Origin of the sequence: Enterobacter sp. HMSC16D10, assembly GCF_001807145.1 — a bacterium.
Taxonomy (GTDB): domain Bacteria; phylum Pseudomonadota; class Gammaproteobacteria; order Enterobacterales; family Enterobacteriaceae; genus Enterobacter; species Enterobacter roggenkampii.
Window position 1 is genome coordinate 1 of sequence record NZ_KV787911.1, and the last position, 16,713, is coordinate 16,713.

Here is a 16,713-nt window from a genome sequence, read left to right on the forward strand (position 1 = left end):
GGTCTAAAGTGTTACCCATGTTTCCGGTTCATACTCTGCGCTTACCGGGCCTACAATGGCCTCGGACCCGTAGGCCGGGCAAGCGCAGCGCCGCCCGGCAATGTTCTAGATCATCAGAGCTAATTTCGTCCCCTGCGCAATCGCGCGCCGCGCATCCAGCTCCATCGCCACGTCGCACCCGCCGATCAGATGCACCGTTTTACCGGCCTCGCGCAGCGGATCCGCCAGATCCCGCTTCGGCTCCTGCCCGGCACACAAAATCACATGATCCACGCGCAGCAGCTGCGGCTCGCCGCCGATCGTGACGTGCAGCCCGTCGTCGTCGATCTTCTGGTAGCTCACCGCCGGGATCATCTTCACCCCGCGCGAGAGCAGGGTGGCGCGGTGGATCCAGCCGGTGGTTTTCCCCAGTCCTTCGCCCGGTTTGCTGGCCTTACGCTGCAGCATCACGATCTGGCGCGGGCTTTTTGGCAGCTGCGGCCCTTCGGGGCGCATGCCGCCGGACTGGCTGAGGCTGGTATCAATGCCCCATTCGACGCAAAACTCAGCAATGTTCTGGCTGGTCGCCTCGCCCGGCTGGCTCAAATACATCGCGGTATCAAAGCCGATCCCGCCGCAGCCGATAATCGCCACCTTCTCGCCAACCGGTACTTTGTCACGCAGCACGTCGAGATAGCTCAGCACTTTTGGATGATCGATACCCTCGATCGCAGGCGTGCGCGGTACGATCCCGCTCGCCAGGATCACCTCATCAAAATCAGTCAGATCCGCCGCGTGGACAAACTGGTTAAGCCGCAGCTCGACGCCCGTCAGCTCGATCATCCGGCGGTAGTAGCGCAGCGTTTCGTAGAACTCCTCTTTGCCGGGGATCTGTTTGGCGATATTAAACTGCCCGCCAATCTCTCCCAACGCATCAAACAGCGTCACGCCGTGCCCGCGCGAGGCGGCATTGACCGCAAACGCCAGGCCTGCCGGGCCAGCACCCACGACGGCCAGGCGTTTTTTATTGACCGCCGAAACGATCGGCATTTTGGTTTCATGGCAGGCGCGTGGGTTAACCAGGCAGGAGGTGACCTTCCCGACGAAGATCTGATCCAGACAGGCCTGATTACAGCCGATGCAGGTGTTGATCTCATCCGCACGGCCGCTTTGCGCTTTCGACAGCAGCTCGGCATCGGCCAGGAACGGGCGCGCCATCGAGACCATGTCGGCATCGCCGCGCGAAATCACATCGTCCGCCACCTGCGGATCGTTAATGCGGTTGGTGGTGACCAGCGGAACGGACACTTTGCCTTTCAGCCTGCGCGTTACCCAGCTGAACGCCGCGCGCGGCACCGGCGTGGCGATGGTCGGGATGCGCGCCTCGTGCCAGCCGATGCCGGTGTTGATAATCGTGGCGCCCGCGGCTTCTATCGCCTGCGCCAGCTGCACGGTATCGTCGAACGTGCCGCCGCCCTCCACCAGGTCGAGCATCGACAGGCGGAAGATGATAATAAAATCCGCGCCCGCACGTTCACGTACCGCGCGCACCACCTCCACGGCAAAGCGCATGCGGCGGGCATAGTCGCCGCCCCATTCGTCGTCGCGGTGGTTAGTGCGGGCGGCGAGGAACTCGTTGATCAGATAGCCTTCGGAGCCCATCACCTCAACGCCGTCATAGCCCGCCTCACGCGCCAGCGCGGCGCAGCGGGCGAAGTCGTCAATCAGCGCCAGGATCTCGTCGTGGCTCAGAGCATGCGGAGTGAAGCGGTTAATCGGCGCCTGAATGGCCGATGGCGCAACCAGATTCGGCTGATAGCTGTAGCGTCCAGTGTGCAGAATTTGCAGGGCGATTTTACCGCCCTCGTTGTGTACCGCGTCGGTCACAATGCGGTGATGCGGCAGCTGTGCTGCATCGTTCAGCACCGCACCGCCCTCCATGCCGACGCCGGAAGGGGAAGGGGCCACGCCGCCGGTGACAATCAGCGCCACCCCGTGGCGCGCGCGCTCGGCATAGAAAGCTGCCAGACGCTCGGCCCCGTCCGGATGCTCCTCGAGCCCGGTGTGCATCGAGCCCATCAACACGCGGTTTTTGAGTGTGGTGAACCCCAGATCGAGAGGGGCGAATAACGACGGGTAGCGGCTCATAGTCTCTTCCAGTGTAAAATTATTGTTATGTGGTCGGATGAGTTACTAATTTAGCCAGCGGCAGCGGAAAGGTAAAAGCGGGATCGAATGATTGTGATAGATCTCAAAGAACTTCCCCGGTGGCGCTGCGCTTACCGGGTCTACAAATCCCCAGGACAGATAAGCGTAGCGCCATCCGGCGTTATTTACGGCGCCGCTGCCCGCACCAGCCCCGGCGCCTGCCACATCGACGTGGTCAGTCCGCTGTCCACCAGCCCGAGCTGGTCCGCATATACCGCCTGCCATTTCTGCATCATGCCGTCGTACAGCTCGCGGTGCGCCGGGTTTGGCGTGAACTCGCGGCTCCATTTCACCAGCCGCTCGCCCGTCGAGGCCATATCGGCAAACAGCCCCGCGCCCGTACCCGCAGCAATCGCGCAGCCCAGCGCCGTGGCTTCTTTCACTTCCGGCACGCGCACCGGCAGGCCCGTGACGTCGCTTAAAATCTGGCTCCACAGGGCACCTTTTGACCCGCCGCCCGCAAACACCAGGCTCTCAAACGTCACGCCGGAAAAGCGTGAAATCTGCGCCAGGTTGCAGGCCGAAACAATCGCCGCGTTCTCCTCCAGGGCGCGGAACAGCGTCGCTTTATTGCATTTTTCCGGGTCGATGGAGAGGTTAATAAACGACGGCGCGGCGTGGTACCACTGCTTGAAATGCATTGCGTCGGAGAAGATTGGCATTACCCCGTGGGAGCCCGCTGGCACCCGGCTGGCCATCTCTTCCAGCAGGGAATAGGTGTCCATCCCCATCCGCTCGGCAATCAGCTTTTCCTCCGCGCAGAAGGCGTCGCGGAACCAGCGCATGGTCAGCCCGGTAAAGAAGCTGATCGACTCCGCCTGCACCATGCCGGGGATGACGTGCGGATTCACGCGGATGTTCATGTCGGGGTCGGTGCGTACCTGCGGCAGATTGACCACCTGCTGCCAGAAGGTGCCGCCCAGCACCGCCGTTTGTCCAGCGCGGACCACGCCCAGCCCCAGACAGCCCAGCTGCACGTCGCCGCCGCCCATCACCACCGGCGTGCCTTCGCGCAGGCCGCTCTGCTGCGCGGCCTCCCGGGTTATAGCACCCAGTACGGTGCCGGTCTCTTTTACCGGAGAGAGAATATCGGCACGCAGCCCGGCCATGTCGAGAAGCGCCGGACGCCAGTCGCGGGAGAAGAGATCCAGCATGCCGGTGGTGCCCGCGTTCGACGGGTCGACCGCCAGCTCGCCGGAGAGCTTCGCCGCCAGCCAGTCGCTGATCATGGTGATAGTCGCGGCCCTGCGGTAAATATCCGGACGGTGGTGCGCCAGCCACAGCAGGCGCGGCATGGCGCTCAGCGCCAGCGTCTGGCCGGAGACCTCATACACTTCGGATTCAAAACGGTTGTCGTGGATCTCTTTGAGTTCGGCCACCTCGCGGCTGGCGCGGGCGTCGACGTTGGCGCAGGCCCAGATGGCCTCGCCGTTACGGTCGTACAGCACGATCCCTTCGCGCATCGAACAGCAGGCGACGGACTGAATATCCGCCGCGCTCAGGCGCGCACGCTCAAGCGCCTGATGAATGCACCGGCAGGCCAGCTGCCAGTTAGTGTCGAGGTCGAACTCCATCGAGCCCGGCACGTTCTCCACGCTCAGGTGCTTCCACTCGGCCTGGCCGACGGCAATCTGGTTGCCCTGCAAATCGAAAATCACGGCGCGAACGCTGCCGGTCCCTGCATCTAACGCTAAAAGGTAACTCATGAGCTTGCCTCGCTGTTAGCGCAGGCGGGCTCTTATTTGGCCAGAGCCAGCACCGCGCGGGCTGTCGTCTCTTCCGTCACCAGGCCATTGATACGGCGACCCTTCAGTGCGGCATAAATCGCATCGGCTTTCTCTTCCCCGCCGGCCACGCCAACGATGGTGGGCAGCTGCGCCAGCTCATCAAGCGAGACGCCGAGTAATTCTTTGTGGATCTCCAGCTCCTCAACGCACTCCCCTTCGGCATTGAGGAAATAGCCGAGGATATCGCCCACCGCGCCTTTACGGGCGTACATCAGCTGTTCACCTTCGCTGATATAGCCGGAGCGCAGGATCGTGGCGTCACGGCGCTGGTTTACTGAACCAATACCAACTACCGCCACGTCGGCTGCGGTGGCGGCGAGGATCACGTCCCGCACGCTGGTCTCGCGCTTTAAGATCCCGGCCACTTCGGCGGAAGACACGCGAAGCGGGGCGGGGATCATGCTGACGCTGCAGGCCGCGTCCAGCTGGCCGATACCGGTCATATACGGCCCGACGCCGCCGGACAGCGTCACGAGGCGGATCTGCTGCGAGCTGATAAAGCCGCTCAGGTGCTGCAGGCTGCTCATGGTGGTTTCACCGAACCCCACCGCCAGCAGCTGGCCGGGCTCCAGCACGCCCATCAGCGACTGCGCCGCGCCAATGCCTAACCGCACGTTCATCGGCGGCGTATTTAGGGCAGGCATCACGCGCACCAGCTTCAGGCCAAAGCGCTGCTGTAGCTCGGTTTCCAGCGACAGGCAGCCCTCGTAGCGGGAGTTAATCTGCACGCGGATCACCCCGGACTGGCGGCCTTTCTCCAGCAGGCGGGAGATTTTTAATCGCGGCAGCCCGAGCCGCTCGCCGATATCGTTCTGGGTCAGCCCGTCGTGGTAGTAGCACCAGGCCACGCGCGCCACCAGCTCCTCTTCCGCCAGCGCCAGTCCGGCAAACCGTCCTTCTTCCGCAGTGCGTTTATCGCTCATAATTGAACTCTTATAAAAATTTAGATCATATGTTCGTGATGACGCGGAGGGAAAGTGTGAGCCACGCGACAAAACGGATCATTTCGATCGTTTCTGGTTTATCTGAATCTCAATCGATAAAACTGTGATCCCTGCACGGTTGTAAATATAGTTCACCGTCTACGCTTTTGAACATTATTAAATCTAAAAATCATTTGTTCAATAGCGGAGCGATGATGACCCCACTTCTCGACGCGCGAAGTATCAGCAAGCAGTTCTCAGGCGTGCCGGTTCTAAAAGGCATTGATTTCACGCTGCTTGCGGGCCAGGTGCACGCGCTGATGGGCGGGAACGGCGCGGGAAAATCAACGCTGATGAAGATCATCGCCGGAGTCGAGACGCCGGATGAGGGTGAACTTTCCGTCGAGGGGCAGTCATATGCGCGGCTGACGCCCGTGCAGGCGCACAGGCTCGGCATTTACCTCGTGCCGCAGGAGCCGCTGCTGTTCCCCAACCTGACGGTGCGGGAAAACATCCTGTTCCGCCTGCCGCGCGAGCGCGGTCTGGAAAAGCGGCTGGCGGAGAAACTTGAGCAGCTGCAGTGCCGGCTGAACCTCGACGCCGCCGCCAGCACCCTGGAAGTGGCGGATCAGCAGATGGTGGAGATTCTGCGCGGATTAATGCGCAACGCCCGGATCCTGATCCTCGACGAGCCCACGGCCTCCCTCACGCCGGGTGAAACCGAACGGCTGTTTCGTCAGATCCGCGCCCTGCAGGCGCTCGGCGTCGGGATCGTGTTTATCTCGCACAAGCTGCCAGAAATTCGCATGCTGTCGAGCCACGTCTCGGTGATGCGCGACGGCGCGGTGGTGCTCAGCGGTGAAACCGCGCAGTTTGACGATAGCGCCCTGATTGCCGCCATGACGCCGGTAAGCCGCGTGAAATCCCTCAGCGATACGCAAAAGCTGTGGCTGGCGCTGCCGGGCAATCGTCGCACCCAGCCGCAGGACTTTCCGGTGCTGCGGGTGGAGGATCTTACCGGGGAAGGGTTTATCGATCTCAGCCTTGAGATCTACGCCGGGGAGATCGTCGGCCTGGCCGGGTTGGTAGGCTCCGGGCGCACCGAGTTTGCCGAAACGCTCTATGGCCTGCGGCCTGTGCGCGGGGGGCGCGTCTGGCTGGAGAACCAGGACATCACCGCCGCACCGGTAAGTTCACGTCTGGACAAAGGCCTGGTCTACCTGCCGGAAGACAGGCAGGTGTCCGGCCTGTTCCTCGACGCGCCGATCCGCTGGAACACCGTGGCGCTGAACGAGCCGTCGCTCTGGCAGCAGCGGAAAAGAGAGACCGCGGTGGTGGAGCGCTATCACCGGGCGCTGGGGATCAAGCTCAACCATGCGGATCAAACCGTGCGCACGCTCTCCGGCGGCAACCAGCAGAAGGTGCTGCTGGCACGCTGTCTGGAGGCCAACCCGTTACTGCTGATCGTCGATGAACCGACGCGCGGCGTGGACGTCTCGGCGCGCGCCGATATCTACCAGCTTATCAAAAGCGTGGCGGCGCAGAACGTGGCGGTGCTGATGATCTCAAGCGATCTTGATGAGTTTCCCGGCCTTGCCGATCGCGTGCTGGTGATGCATCAGGGCGTACTCAGCGGCGAGCTGCCGCGCCATGCGGTCAGCCTCGATCGCATGATGGCGCTGGCGTTTGGAGGGCAATCATGAAGATCATACTGAAAAACCGCGAGCTGAGCGCGTTTCTCGCCATTCTGGCGCTGTTCGCCGTGCTGGTGGCGCTCAATCCGTCGTACCTGAGTTTGCAGACGCTGGGGATGATCTTCGCCAGCTCGCAGATCCTGATCCTGCTGGCGATCGGCGCGGCGCTGGTGATGCTGACCCGCAATATCGACGTCTCCGTGGGGTCAACCGTCGGGCTGTCCGCCATCGCCGTCGGCGTGGCGCTGAACAGTGGCTACAGCCTGCCCGTTTCCATTCTCTTCGCGCTGTCAGTTGGCGCGCTGGCGGGGGCATTCAACGGTTTTCTGGTGGTGGGATTACGCATCCCGGCGATTGTCGCCACCCTCGGCACGCTGGGGCTGTACCGTGGAGCGATGCTGCTCTGGACGGGCGGAAAGTGGATTGAAGGGCTGCCGCCGGGGTTGAAATCGCTCTCTGAGCCTGCGGCCATCGGCGTGTCGCCCCTTGGCATGGTGGTGTTGATTATCGTGGTCACCGGCGCGTGGACGCTGTCGCGCACCGCGTTCGGGCGTGATTTCTACGCGGTGGGGGATAACCTCGCCGCCGCGCGCCAGCTGGGCGTGGCGGTGAATCGCACCCGCATGATCGCCTTTACCCTCAACGGCATGCTGGCGGCCTGCGCCGGGATTGTCTTTGCCGCACAGATTGGCTTCGTGCCCAACCAGACCGGCAGCGGGCTGGAGATGAAGGCCATCGCCGCCTGCGTACTGGGGGGCATTTCACTGCTGGGCGGAACGGGCACGCTGATCGGCGCGCTACTCGGCGCCTTCTTCCTGACGCAAATCGACACCGTGCTGGTGCTGTTCAGGCTTCCGGCCTGGTGGAACGACTTTATCGCCGGGCTGGTGCTGCTGGGCGTGCTGGTGCTCGACGGGCGTCTGCGTCAGGCGCTGGCGCGGCATCAGCGGGCGCTGAAGTACGGTCGTTTCCAGCCGGGCAACAGAGGGGGAAAGCACGTCACCCCCTTTCCCAAACGTAAAAAAGAGGTGGCGTAAATGAGGCTTAACTGGGAAAGCGCGCTGCTCATTTTGCTGGTGCTGGAGATCCTGCTTTTCGGGGCCATCAACCCGCGGATGCTCGATATCAGCATGCTGCTGTTCAGCACCAGCGACTTTATCTGCATCGGCATCGTGGCGCTGCCGCTTACGCTGGTGATTATCAGCGGCGGGATCGACATCTCCCTCGGCTCAACCATCGGCCTGTGCGCCATCGCGCTGGGGGTGATGATGCAGGCCGGGTGGCCGATGGCGGTCGCCGTTCCGCTGACGCTGCTGCTGGGTCTGCTGTGCGGGCTGGTAAACGCGGCGCTGATCCACTACACCGGCATCAGCCCGCTGGTGATCACCCTCGGCACGCTCTACCTCTACGGCGGCGGCGCGCTGCTGCTCTCCGGCATGGCGGGCGCGACGGGCTACGAGGGCATCGGCGGCTTCCCGGACAGCTTCACGGCGTTCGCTAACCTCACGGTGTTGGGTCTGCCGATCCCATTGGTCTTGTTCGCGGTAATCACCGTCTTCTTCTGGCTTATTACCCACCGCGGGCGCTTTGGCCGTCATCTGTTCCTGATTGGGCAGAACCCGCGCGCGGCGCGCTATGCGGCGCTGCCGGTGAACGGCATGCCCTACGTGCTGTACGGCCTGGTGGGCGTGGCCTCGGCGATTGCCGCGCTGGTGATGGTCTCCTATTTCGGCTCCGCGCGTTCGGATCTGGGGCGCGATCTTTTAATGCCTGCGCTCACCGCCGCCGTGCTCGGCGGAGCCAATATCTACGGCGGGTCAGGTTCGGTTGTCGGTACGGCGCTGGCGGCGCTGCTGGTGGGGTACCTGCAACAGGGTTTACAGATGGTCGGCATCCCCAACCAGGTGTCGAGCGCGCTGTCGGGGGCGCTGCTGGTTGTGGTGGTGATGGGGCGTTCGCTGAGTCTGCACCGCGAATGGGTGCGATCTCTCTTTAGAAAACTATCCGGAGCGTAAGATGAAAACAAAACTGCTCGTCCTGGCAATGGCCCTCAGCTTCGCTTCGGCGCAGGCGGCGGACCGCATTGCCTTTATCCCGAAGCTGGTGGGCGTCGGCTTCTTCACCAGCGGCGGCAACGGTGCGAAAGAGGCGGGGAAAGATCTTGGCGTGGACGTGACCTACGACGGCCCAACCGAGCCGAGCGTCTCCGGCCAGGTGCAGCTCATCAATAACTTCGTCAACCAGGGCTATAACGCCATTATCGTCTCCGCCGTGTCGCCGGATGGGTTGTGTCCGGCGCTGAAGCGCGCGATGCAGCGCGGCGTCAAGGTCCTGACCTGGGATTCCGACACCAAACCGGAGTGCCGCAGCATCTACATCAACCAGGGCACGCCGGAACAGCTGGGCGGCCTGCTGGTGGAGATGGCGGGCAAGCAGGTCACCAAACCGAACGCGAAAGTGGCGTTCTTCTACTCCAGCCCGACCGTTACCGATCAGAACCAGTGGGTGAAAGAGGCGAAGGCCAAAATCGAGAAAGACCATCCCCAGTGGCAGATCGTCACCACCCAGTTTGGCTATAACGACGCCACCAAATCGTTGCAGACCGCCGAAGGGATCTTAAAAGCCTATCCGGATCTGGATGCGGTCATCGCCCCGGACGCCAACGCGCTTCCTGCTGCCGCGCAGGCGGCAGAAAACCTGAAGCGGGAAGGGGTGGCGATTGTCGGGTTCAGCACGCCGAACGTGATGCGCCCGTACGTTGAGCGCGGCACGGTGAAGGCCTTCGGCCTGTGGGACGTGGTGCAACAGGGCAAAATTGCGGTCAATGTCGCCGATCGTTTGCTGAAAAAAGGCGATCTTAACGTTGGCGACAGCGTGGACGTGAAAAATATCGGGACGCTGAAGGTCGAGCCGAACAGCGTGCAGGGCTACCAGTATGAGGCGAAGGGCAACGGCATCGTGCTGCTGCCGGAACGCGTGGTGTTCACCAAAGAGAACATCAGCAAATACGATTTCTGACGGGGGAGCAAATGGCTGATTTAGACGACATCAAAGACGGCAAGGATTTTGGCATCGGCACGCCGCAGCAAAATGTGCCGTTCACCCTGAAGGGCTGCGGCTCGCTGGACTGGGGCATGCAGTCGCGGCTGGCGCGCATCTTCAATCCGCAGAGCAACCGTACGGTGATGCTGGCCTTTGACCACGGCTACTTTCAGGGGCCGACTACCGGCCTTGAGCGTATCGACCTCTCTATCGCGCCGCTGTTTGGTGAAACCGACGTGCTGATGTGTACCCGCGGCATCCTCAGGAGCCTGGTGCCCGCCGCGACGAACAAGCCGGTGGTGCTGCGCGCCTCCGGCGGTAACTCGATTCTGGGCGAACTTTCCAACGAGTGCGTGGCGGTGGCGATGGAAGACGCCCTGCGCCTGAACGTCTGCGCGGTGGCGGCGCAGGTGTACATCGGAAGCGAGTTTGAGCATCAGTCGATCAACAACATCATCAAGCTTGTCGATGCAGGGGCGCGCTACGGCATGCCGACGCTGGCGGTAACGGGCGTGGGGAAAGAGATGGCGCGTGACGCTCGGTATTTCTCGCTGGCAAGCCGCATCGCCGCCGAAATGGGGGCGCAGTTCGTCAAAACCTACTACGTGGATCAGGGTTTTGAAAAAGTGACCGCCAGCTGCCCGGTGCCGATCGTTATCGCAGGGGGCAAAAAGCTGCCGGAGCACGAGGCGCTGGAGATGTGCTGGCGCGCGATAGACCAGGGCGCGTCCGGCGTGGACATGGGGCGCAACATCTTCCAGTCCAGTGCGCCGCTCGCCATGCTGAAGGCGGTGAAGAAAGTGGTGCACGAGAACTGGAATGCCCGTGATGCGTTCCAGTTCTGGCAGGAAGAGAAACAGGGAGAAGCAAAATGAACGTGACGCTGGTAGAGATCAACATTAAGCCCGAGCGGGTGGACGAGTTTCTGGAGGTGTTTCGCGCCAACCACGAGGGCGCAATCCAGGAGCCGGGGAACCTGCGTTTTGACGTATTGCAGGACCCGAGGGTGAAAACCCGGTTCTTTATCTACGAAGCCTATAAAGACGAAGAGGCGGTGCTGGCGCATAAGCAAACCCCGCACTATCTCGCGTGCGTGGATAAGCTGGAGGAGCTGATGTCGGAGCCGCGCAAAAAACGCAGCTTTGTCGGGTTATTGCCGGAGTAATGGTCTTGCCCGGTGGCGCTGCGCTTACCGGGCTTTTGGGGAAAAGGTGGAATGGTTTTGTAGGCCGGATGAGCGTAGTCCGCCCGGCTTTAGATTTTGCTTTACTGCGCTTTTTTGGCTGCGTCCTGCATCTCTTTCATTTTTTGCGCGGCCGCTTGCTGGCTTTGGCGTAGGTTTTCGCTCGCGGCAACCAGAAACTCAGGATGATTAGCCAGGTAGATAGATATCGCTTCACCCATTTTTTCCGGATGGGCGGTAAAGTAATCCTCGGCGATTTTGCCGATTTCCGTCTTCTGCTCAGCGGTATACTCAGCGGCCTGGCTCAGCGCCGGTGCGGTCAGTGTGACGAAAACGGTCAGAACGAGGAAGGGGTGCTTTATCAAAAACATGATGGGTACTCATTTCAGATTAAGGATGTTAACCACGGGCGGCATAACCCGGCCATAGTCGTTTATGGTTTGCCAGCGTATTTCGCAGCGAGGCGCCTTCTGGCACTCGTCCATTGTTCGCTGGCTGAAAGGGGCAATGATGCCCGCGTTATCAATGGATTTGTTGTTAATACGCGTCTGGAAGAGCGTCACGTAGTAGGGGGTCGGGTTCTTCACCACGAGCTGGTTTGCTGAATATGACCAGAGGATTTCCCGATACGCGTTTTCTGGATTGCCGTTTAATCCCTCAGGGCGATAGAACACTTTGAAGCTCGAACGTACGGCCATTTGCACGTTGTCGCTGCTGGTCTTACTGGCTGGAATGGTTGAGATGCTGAGGGTGAAAAGCGTTTCACGGTCAGCAGGCAAACCCTCATCGGCACGAAAAATCCTGATGCTATTTTCGCGTCCGCCCTGTAGTGCAAAAAGCGCGGGCGTTGCAACAAGCGCCGAGGTCGCCTGGGGGGCAGAGGTTGCCCCTGGCCAGTTTCCGCCAGCATAAATTTTTGCGCTGACCAGCCAGGGAAGCGTGGATTTATTGCGCACTGAAACGGTAATGGAGTGCTGTTTTTCAGGATAGACGAAGCGTGTCCCCCCTATCACGACGCCTGCATGCGCAAAAGAGATGAACGTTAAGATGGCTAAAACAGGGATCAGGATGCGCAGTTTCATCACGGTGTCATCAGGCATAAGTCAAAATAAAGGTTGCTGCAGCATTGGCTGTTCCGGGCGATACAGCGCCTCCGTCAGCAAGATAACGGGCATAAAAATCAAGGGTGGCAGTAAGCTGGTTATTTGACAGCGTAAACAGCTGGCTTTCATCGCCCAGCGGTATAAGCGTTTTGTCCGGATTATAAATACCGATAGCCACGCCGCTGGCATAACCCGGACCGCCTGTCAGCGAAAGCAAATCTGCGTTGCCCTGATTGGGTGTGCCTTCAAAATGGGTACTGATGTTATTCAACCCTGCGCCGCAGTTTTCAAGATTGATAGCAAAATGTTCCCATGGCGTATTATTTTTCTGGTTCGTAAATTGCCCTGTGGCGACGTCGCTCATACGAACGATAAGATTTTCCGAATCAGGCGATATGATGCAGGTTTTGCTTTTTACGGTGCCTACAATATAAACGGTCCCGTCGTGCGCCATTGTACTCGCACTGCCCAGGTGCATCAGGATAATGCAGAAGAAAAATAACCGGAGAAACGGTTTCATTCATATTCCTTACTGATAAAGCAGGTCAAAATACATAACGGCAGTCGCATTTCCTGACGTCACAACGGGCAGCGTGGATTTATAGTGCAAATAAAACGTGAGCGTGTTATCCCCCGGCAGCAGCGGATAAAGCGAGGACTCCGTATTATTGATCGGTATTGGGGTGCGATTGGAATCCAGTAGCTCAACGCCGAGGCCCGTTGCCATCCTGCCAGGCGTTCCCTTTCCGTTATCTGAAAGTGCCAGCAATGTCGGGTTGTTCGCATCCACATTCCCGGTAAACCAAACTTTGGTGCCGGTAATGGCGCGGGTGCAACCTTTCAACGTGATATCAAACTTTGTATCCGGCGTTGTGGTGCCAACCGACGGGAAATCATCCGCGGTAAAGTCACCGAGTTCGACCGTCTGCTCAACGCTGCCTGTGTCGACGTTGCAGGACTCCCCCACGATGGTGCCGATAAACTGAACATTGAAACTGTCATTTTCTGCTCTGGCGGTCTGTAAGGACAACGCCAGATTTGCCAGCAGAAACAGGAGAAAATAGCGCTTTTTCATCACCCAATCCTTATGCGAAATCAACGCGTAACAAGGCCAGAGCGGTGAACACGCCCAGTTCCGGGGAATTGCCCGTTGTGCTGATAGGATATGCTTTCAGCGTCACGTTGGCCTTGCCCGCCTCATCAGTCGTAAAAGGTGCGCTACTTGAAAAGACATTCGGTTTCAGTATGTTGTCTTGCTCACTGGTAACCACGACGGCAACATCAGGATTATCCGATGCCAGCGCTTCCGGGTAGCGAGGGTCCGATGTGCCCATAACGCGCAAGGTTAATTGTGCCGGCGAGTTCACGTCAGCATTACATTCAATGGGCACATTAAAGGTTTTGGGCTGAGCGTTGTCCGGCATCTGCCCGGCGCGCGTAAAATCACCGTGATAAAGAGAACCCAGATCTACCGTTACGGTTTGCCCGGCATTAATGACGCAGTTTTGCGGCACGGTAATAACGCCACTGTAGGTAATCTGGTAGACAATATTGGTCAGGCGATCGTTATTCGTCGTGGTGACGTACACATTGAACATCAATTTTGGCGGGATAACCACGGTGCCGATAAAAGGCCTGACAATTTGTAATTTAAAGATCAGGTCATTATCGTTGACCGGGAAAACGCCGCCGGTATCCACCTCATCGTGGCCGCCCATGTGAACGTACTCAATGGGGGGATAAAACTCACCAATGGTTGCGTCATTTATTTTCATGGCGCCAATAATATAATCCGGGTCAAGCTGGAGATATTTCCATTCACCATCCGTTTTGACGACCGGAAAAGGGCTCAAATAGGAGCGATAGGTGCGTTTTTCCCACTCACCCGGTGGACAGGTGGCGTTAACCTGCACATCCTGATTTTTTTCCAGCTCTGTGGAGCCACCTTTAATGTTCTGATTGGTGTTCAGCGTGGTGGTCAAATCATAGTTAACAATCGAGATGCCACCGTTAGCATTTTTACAAATATCGGCTATTCCATAAGGTGAGAATGCCAGCCCGACCACATAAAATAAAATCATCCATAATTTCATTTATATACACTCCGTTTTCAACCGCAGCAGCGGCTGTTTACTTTCAGGTAATTGATACTTCACGCTACATTGCTTGTCTGACCCTTCACCCCACTGAATTTTCAGCGTTCCCGCCGGGCTCAGGCCAGAGAGATAGACCTCTCCGTCTTCACCCACAATCGTATCGCTGCCATTGTCATCACGTGACACCATGGCACCGAAAGGAACGGGTTTGCCCCGATGGGTTAAGGTCATTAACGCACGCGTACCAGGCCGGGCTTTGAAGGTTGCACGCACAACCGCGCCACGGGTTGGGACCACATTGGTTACGGCATCATCGATATCCATATCGTCAGCCAGTGAGTTGATGTCCAGTGCCATGCGGTTGAGATGATACGAGGACGCGTAGGGAACCACGGCATAGCCTCTCCAGTCGGTATGAATACCCGGCTCGTTTTCGACCTTGACGTTACTCGCGCCCGGAGCGGCAATCAGCACGTTGGTATCACCCAGTGGCTGGCTAAAGGTGATGCCATTCCGGTGAGCAATGACGCCGCCGCTCAAACCGTAGTTCACCTGCTGGTAGTCGCCGTTTCCGCTGTAGTTATAGCCCACGTTCGCATTGCCATAGGCGCTATCGTATTCAAGGCTGCTGGAGCCTTGTGATTTTGTCCCCTGGCTTGAATACCCTTCCTGAACGCTGTAGCTCAGGTTGTTATCCTCAAGCAATGTGCCGTTGATCCCGCCATTTTGCGAGGTTTCACCCTTTTTGTCGGTGCTGATGTTGTAGGTGGCATAAGCATAGTTATGCTTCTGGCTGACATCGTTTTGTGGACGCAGCCACAGGCTCAATGGCAGCGACAAATTCAGCGCGTAAATCTCGTCGCTTTTCGACATGCCCGGTGATTTGTTGTAGTTGTAGGACAGGCTGTAGGACACATCTTTAATGGTTCCGCTAAAGCCTACCTGGAGTAGCGTATTTTTTTCATCGGTATGCCAGTAGGTCTGTTGGCTGCCCGTGACAAAGAGCGAACCAGCATGACCAAGCTGCTGAGAGATGTTGAACTGAACCTTTCCTCGCTTGGTGTAGTACAGATTGTAATAATCCATCCAGGGATTTTGCTGTTCGGTATCGTTGTCCTCGTGGTCACCTGTGTAGCCGCGCATTTGCTTATAGGCTGTTTCATCCAGGGAATAGAATCCCGAGGTCGAGTACCGGTAGCCCAGCAGCTGAAAGTTAGTGCCGAGGCCGTTAAGGGATTTTGCATACAGAAAACGGATCGATTGCCCTGAATGCGTGCTGTCATCCGCCAGCGTGCTCTTCGCGTGAGTCACATCCGCAGAGATAGCGCCCAGTTCACCCATATTCAGGCCGGTGCCGAATGCCAGCGAGTGGTAATTGTTGGTTATCTGCGATCCGCTATACAGCGTGAAGCCATGCGAAAGCCCCCAGATTAGGGACCCCTGAACGAAATTAACCTCGTCCTGTTGATCGCTGCTGCTGCGGTATTCGGCTGCTGTTAATGCGTACTTTACGCGGCCTTCACGCTGGAGTACGGGAACGGTGGAATAAGGCACGGAATAGCTGTTGATGCTACCGTCAGATTCTTTTACCTCAACACTGAGGTCACCGCTTGAGGAGGTGGGAAACAGGTCGCTAATCGCAAATGCACCCGGTGGAACATAGCTTTGATAAATGGTGTAGCCATTTTGCTTAATGGTTACCTGAGCATTGCTTTTTGCGATACCACGGATCGTGGGCGCGAAACCCTTCAGGCTATCGGGCAGCATATTGTCATCAGAGGCGATTTGCGCACCGCGAAAAGGGAGGCTGTCAAACACGTCTGATGGGGTGTAGCTGTCGCCCAGCGTCAGTCTTCCTTTCAGCGGAATGACCGCGCGTTCAACATAGGTATTAATGTGCTGCCAGTTGTCGCTGCGTGAGTCATCGCTGTTGTGATAATTCCAGCTTGAGTAATCCCTTAACCGCCACGGGCCAAGGTTCAACCCGCTGTTAAGCCCGAGGAAATAGCTTTTACTGGTTGAGTTGCTCTCCCCCCGATCGCGGCTACGAGAGCCGGTGAAGTTATAATTCAGCAGGAGGGCATTAATGCCTTCATCCCATTGTTCAGGCGGAATGTATCCGCGTGCGCTATTCCTCAGGGCGGCTTGCGGGATACTGATATCCAGCCGCTGATGCTCAAAATCAAAGGTAGTTGATGAGGCGGGAATGATTGACGCAATATCAATACAGCTGTCCGTCTTTTCCGCCGTCAGCGCAGGGAACGCCTGAAGGTTAACGCCCAGGTTTTCCAGTGCTTTTGCTGATAAACAGGCGGTCAGACCGGTATCATCCGCCTGCGGTTGTGCCGTCGACGCGGTATTTCTTGCCGTAAAGGTGATATCGCGAGTCGCCACAAACGCCCCGTTAAGCCAGAGATCGACACGATAAACGCCTGGTGCCTGGCCATTGGTGGAAAACCGCGACAGGTCAGCAACGGCAGAGGGATCGCTAGACAAAAATGCCGGGTTGAAAAAATATTCTGCACTTGCATCTGATGGCGATAGCAATCCTGCTATCGCCATCGCCACTGGCGTAAGGGATGTTAAAGAAAATGTGCTAAAAATCAGTGAAGTATTACGTTTCATCTCTTTTCCCTGCAGTAAATGCTAAGTACTTCCTTCCTTGAAGACAAAATGCAGGTCTGCTATTTCATTTCAG

General features: G+C 58.3%; 15 protein-coding genes. 6 read left to right on the top strand and 9 right to left on the bottom strand.

Annotation, left to right across the window (positions count from 1 at the left end; genetic code table 11):
- Positions 1–105: 105 nt before the first annotated feature.
- From HMPREF3143_RS21650 to lsrR, 3 genes are all read right to left on the bottom strand, one after another.
- On the bottom strand, positions 106–2,127 hold the full coding sequence (locus HMPREF3143_RS21650; RefSeq protein WP_070534274.1) for an NADPH-dependent 2,4-dienoyl-CoA reductase: 2,022 nt from the start codon (positions 2,125–2,127) through the stop codon (positions 106–108).
- Positions 2,128–2,312: 185 nt separating this feature from the next.
- Positions 2,313–3,893, bottom strand: a complete 1,581-nt coding sequence (gene lsrK / locus HMPREF3143_RS21655) for an autoinducer-2 kinase (protein ID WP_070534275.1) — start codon at positions 3,891–3,893, stop codon at positions 2,313–2,315.
- Between the two features lie 32 nt (positions 3,894–3,925).
- Positions 3,926–4,897, bottom strand: coding sequence for a transcriptional regulator LsrR (gene lsrR, locus HMPREF3143_RS21660; protein ID WP_008503156.1), 972 nt, complete (start codon positions 4,895–4,897; stop codon positions 3,926–3,928).
- Between the two features lie 215 nt (positions 4,898–5,112).
- On the opposite strand from lsrR, the gene lsrA reads away from it, so the two are divergent.
- The 6 genes from lsrA to lsrG are packed head-to-tail and all read left to right on the top strand — an operon-like array spanning position 5,113 to position 10,798.
- A complete protein-coding gene (lsrA, locus tag HMPREF3143_RS21665) occupies positions 5,113–6,600 on the top strand; it encodes an autoinducer 2 ABC transporter ATP-binding protein LsrA (RefSeq protein WP_039024800.1) in 1,488 nt (495 codons plus the stop codon).
- The gene (lsrC, locus tag HMPREF3143_RS21670; RefSeq protein ID WP_023294623.1) at positions 6,597–7,628 is read left to right on the top strand and encodes an autoinducer 2 ABC transporter permease LsrC; all 1,032 of its coding nucleotides are present in this window, start codon (positions 6,597–6,599) and stop codon (positions 7,626–7,628) included. Before lsrA ends, lsrC begins: the two co-directional genes overlap by 4 nt.
- Positions 7,629–8,606, top strand: a complete 978-nt coding sequence (lsrD, locus tag HMPREF3143_RS21675) for an autoinducer 2 ABC transporter permease LsrD (RefSeq protein WP_070534276.1) — start codon at positions 7,629–7,631, stop codon at positions 8,604–8,606.
- A gap of 1 nt (position 8,607) precedes the next feature.
- A complete protein-coding gene (gene lsrB / locus HMPREF3143_RS21680; RefSeq protein ID WP_025912529.1) occupies positions 8,608–9,609 on the top strand; it encodes an autoinducer 2 ABC transporter substrate-binding protein LsrB in 1,002 nt (333 codons plus the stop codon).
- 11 nt (positions 9,610–9,620) lie between these two features.
- Entirely contained in the window at positions 9,621–10,508 is an 888-nt protein-coding gene (gene lsrF, locus HMPREF3143_RS21685) for a 3-hydroxy-5-phosphonooxypentane-2,4-dione thiolase (RefSeq protein WP_070534277.1), read from the top strand.
- On the top strand, positions 10,505–10,798 hold the full coding sequence (gene lsrG, locus HMPREF3143_RS21690) for a (4S)-4-hydroxy-5-phosphonooxypentane-2,3-dione isomerase (protein ID WP_008503162.1): 294 nt from the start codon (positions 10,505–10,507) through the stop codon (positions 10,796–10,798). Before lsrF ends, lsrG begins: the two co-directional genes overlap by 4 nt.
- 101 nt (positions 10,799–10,899) lie before the next feature.
- Here lsrG and HMPREF3143_RS21695 read toward each other — a convergent pair whose 3' ends face one another.
- From HMPREF3143_RS21695 to HMPREF3143_RS21720, 6 genes are read right to left on the bottom strand one after another with little or no spacing between them, the layout of a single operon-like run.
- Entirely contained in the window at positions 10,900–11,187 is a 288-nt protein-coding gene (locus HMPREF3143_RS21695) for a hypothetical protein (RefSeq protein ID WP_070534278.1), read from the bottom strand.
- A 9-nt stretch (positions 11,188–11,196) separates the two neighbouring features.
- Entirely contained in the window at positions 11,197–11,898 is a 702-nt protein-coding gene (locus HMPREF3143_RS21700) for a fimbria/pilus periplasmic chaperone (RefSeq protein ID WP_032635836.1), read from the bottom strand.
- 10 nt (positions 11,899–11,908) lie between these two features.
- Positions 11,909–12,397: a fimbrial protein gene (locus HMPREF3143_RS21705; protein ID WP_306138596.1), complete on the bottom strand. Its 489-nt coding sequence runs from the start codon at positions 12,395–12,397 to the stop codon at positions 11,909–11,911.
- A gap of 51 nt (positions 12,398–12,448) precedes the next feature.
- The gene (locus tag HMPREF3143_RS21710; RefSeq protein WP_070534279.1) at positions 12,449–12,994 is read right to left on the bottom strand and encodes a fimbrial protein; all 546 of its coding nucleotides are present in this window, start codon (positions 12,992–12,994) and stop codon (positions 12,449–12,451) included.
- Positions 12,995–13,004: 10 nt separating this feature from the next.
- Entirely contained in the window at positions 13,005–14,012 is a 1,008-nt protein-coding gene (locus HMPREF3143_RS21715) for a fimbrial protein (RefSeq protein WP_008503167.1), read from the bottom strand.
- Positions 14,013–16,640: a fimbrial biogenesis usher protein gene (locus HMPREF3143_RS21720; RefSeq protein ID WP_070534280.1), complete on the bottom strand. Its 2,628-nt coding sequence runs from the start codon at positions 16,638–16,640 to the stop codon at positions 14,013–14,015.
- Positions 16,641–16,713 lie beyond the last annotated feature (73 nt).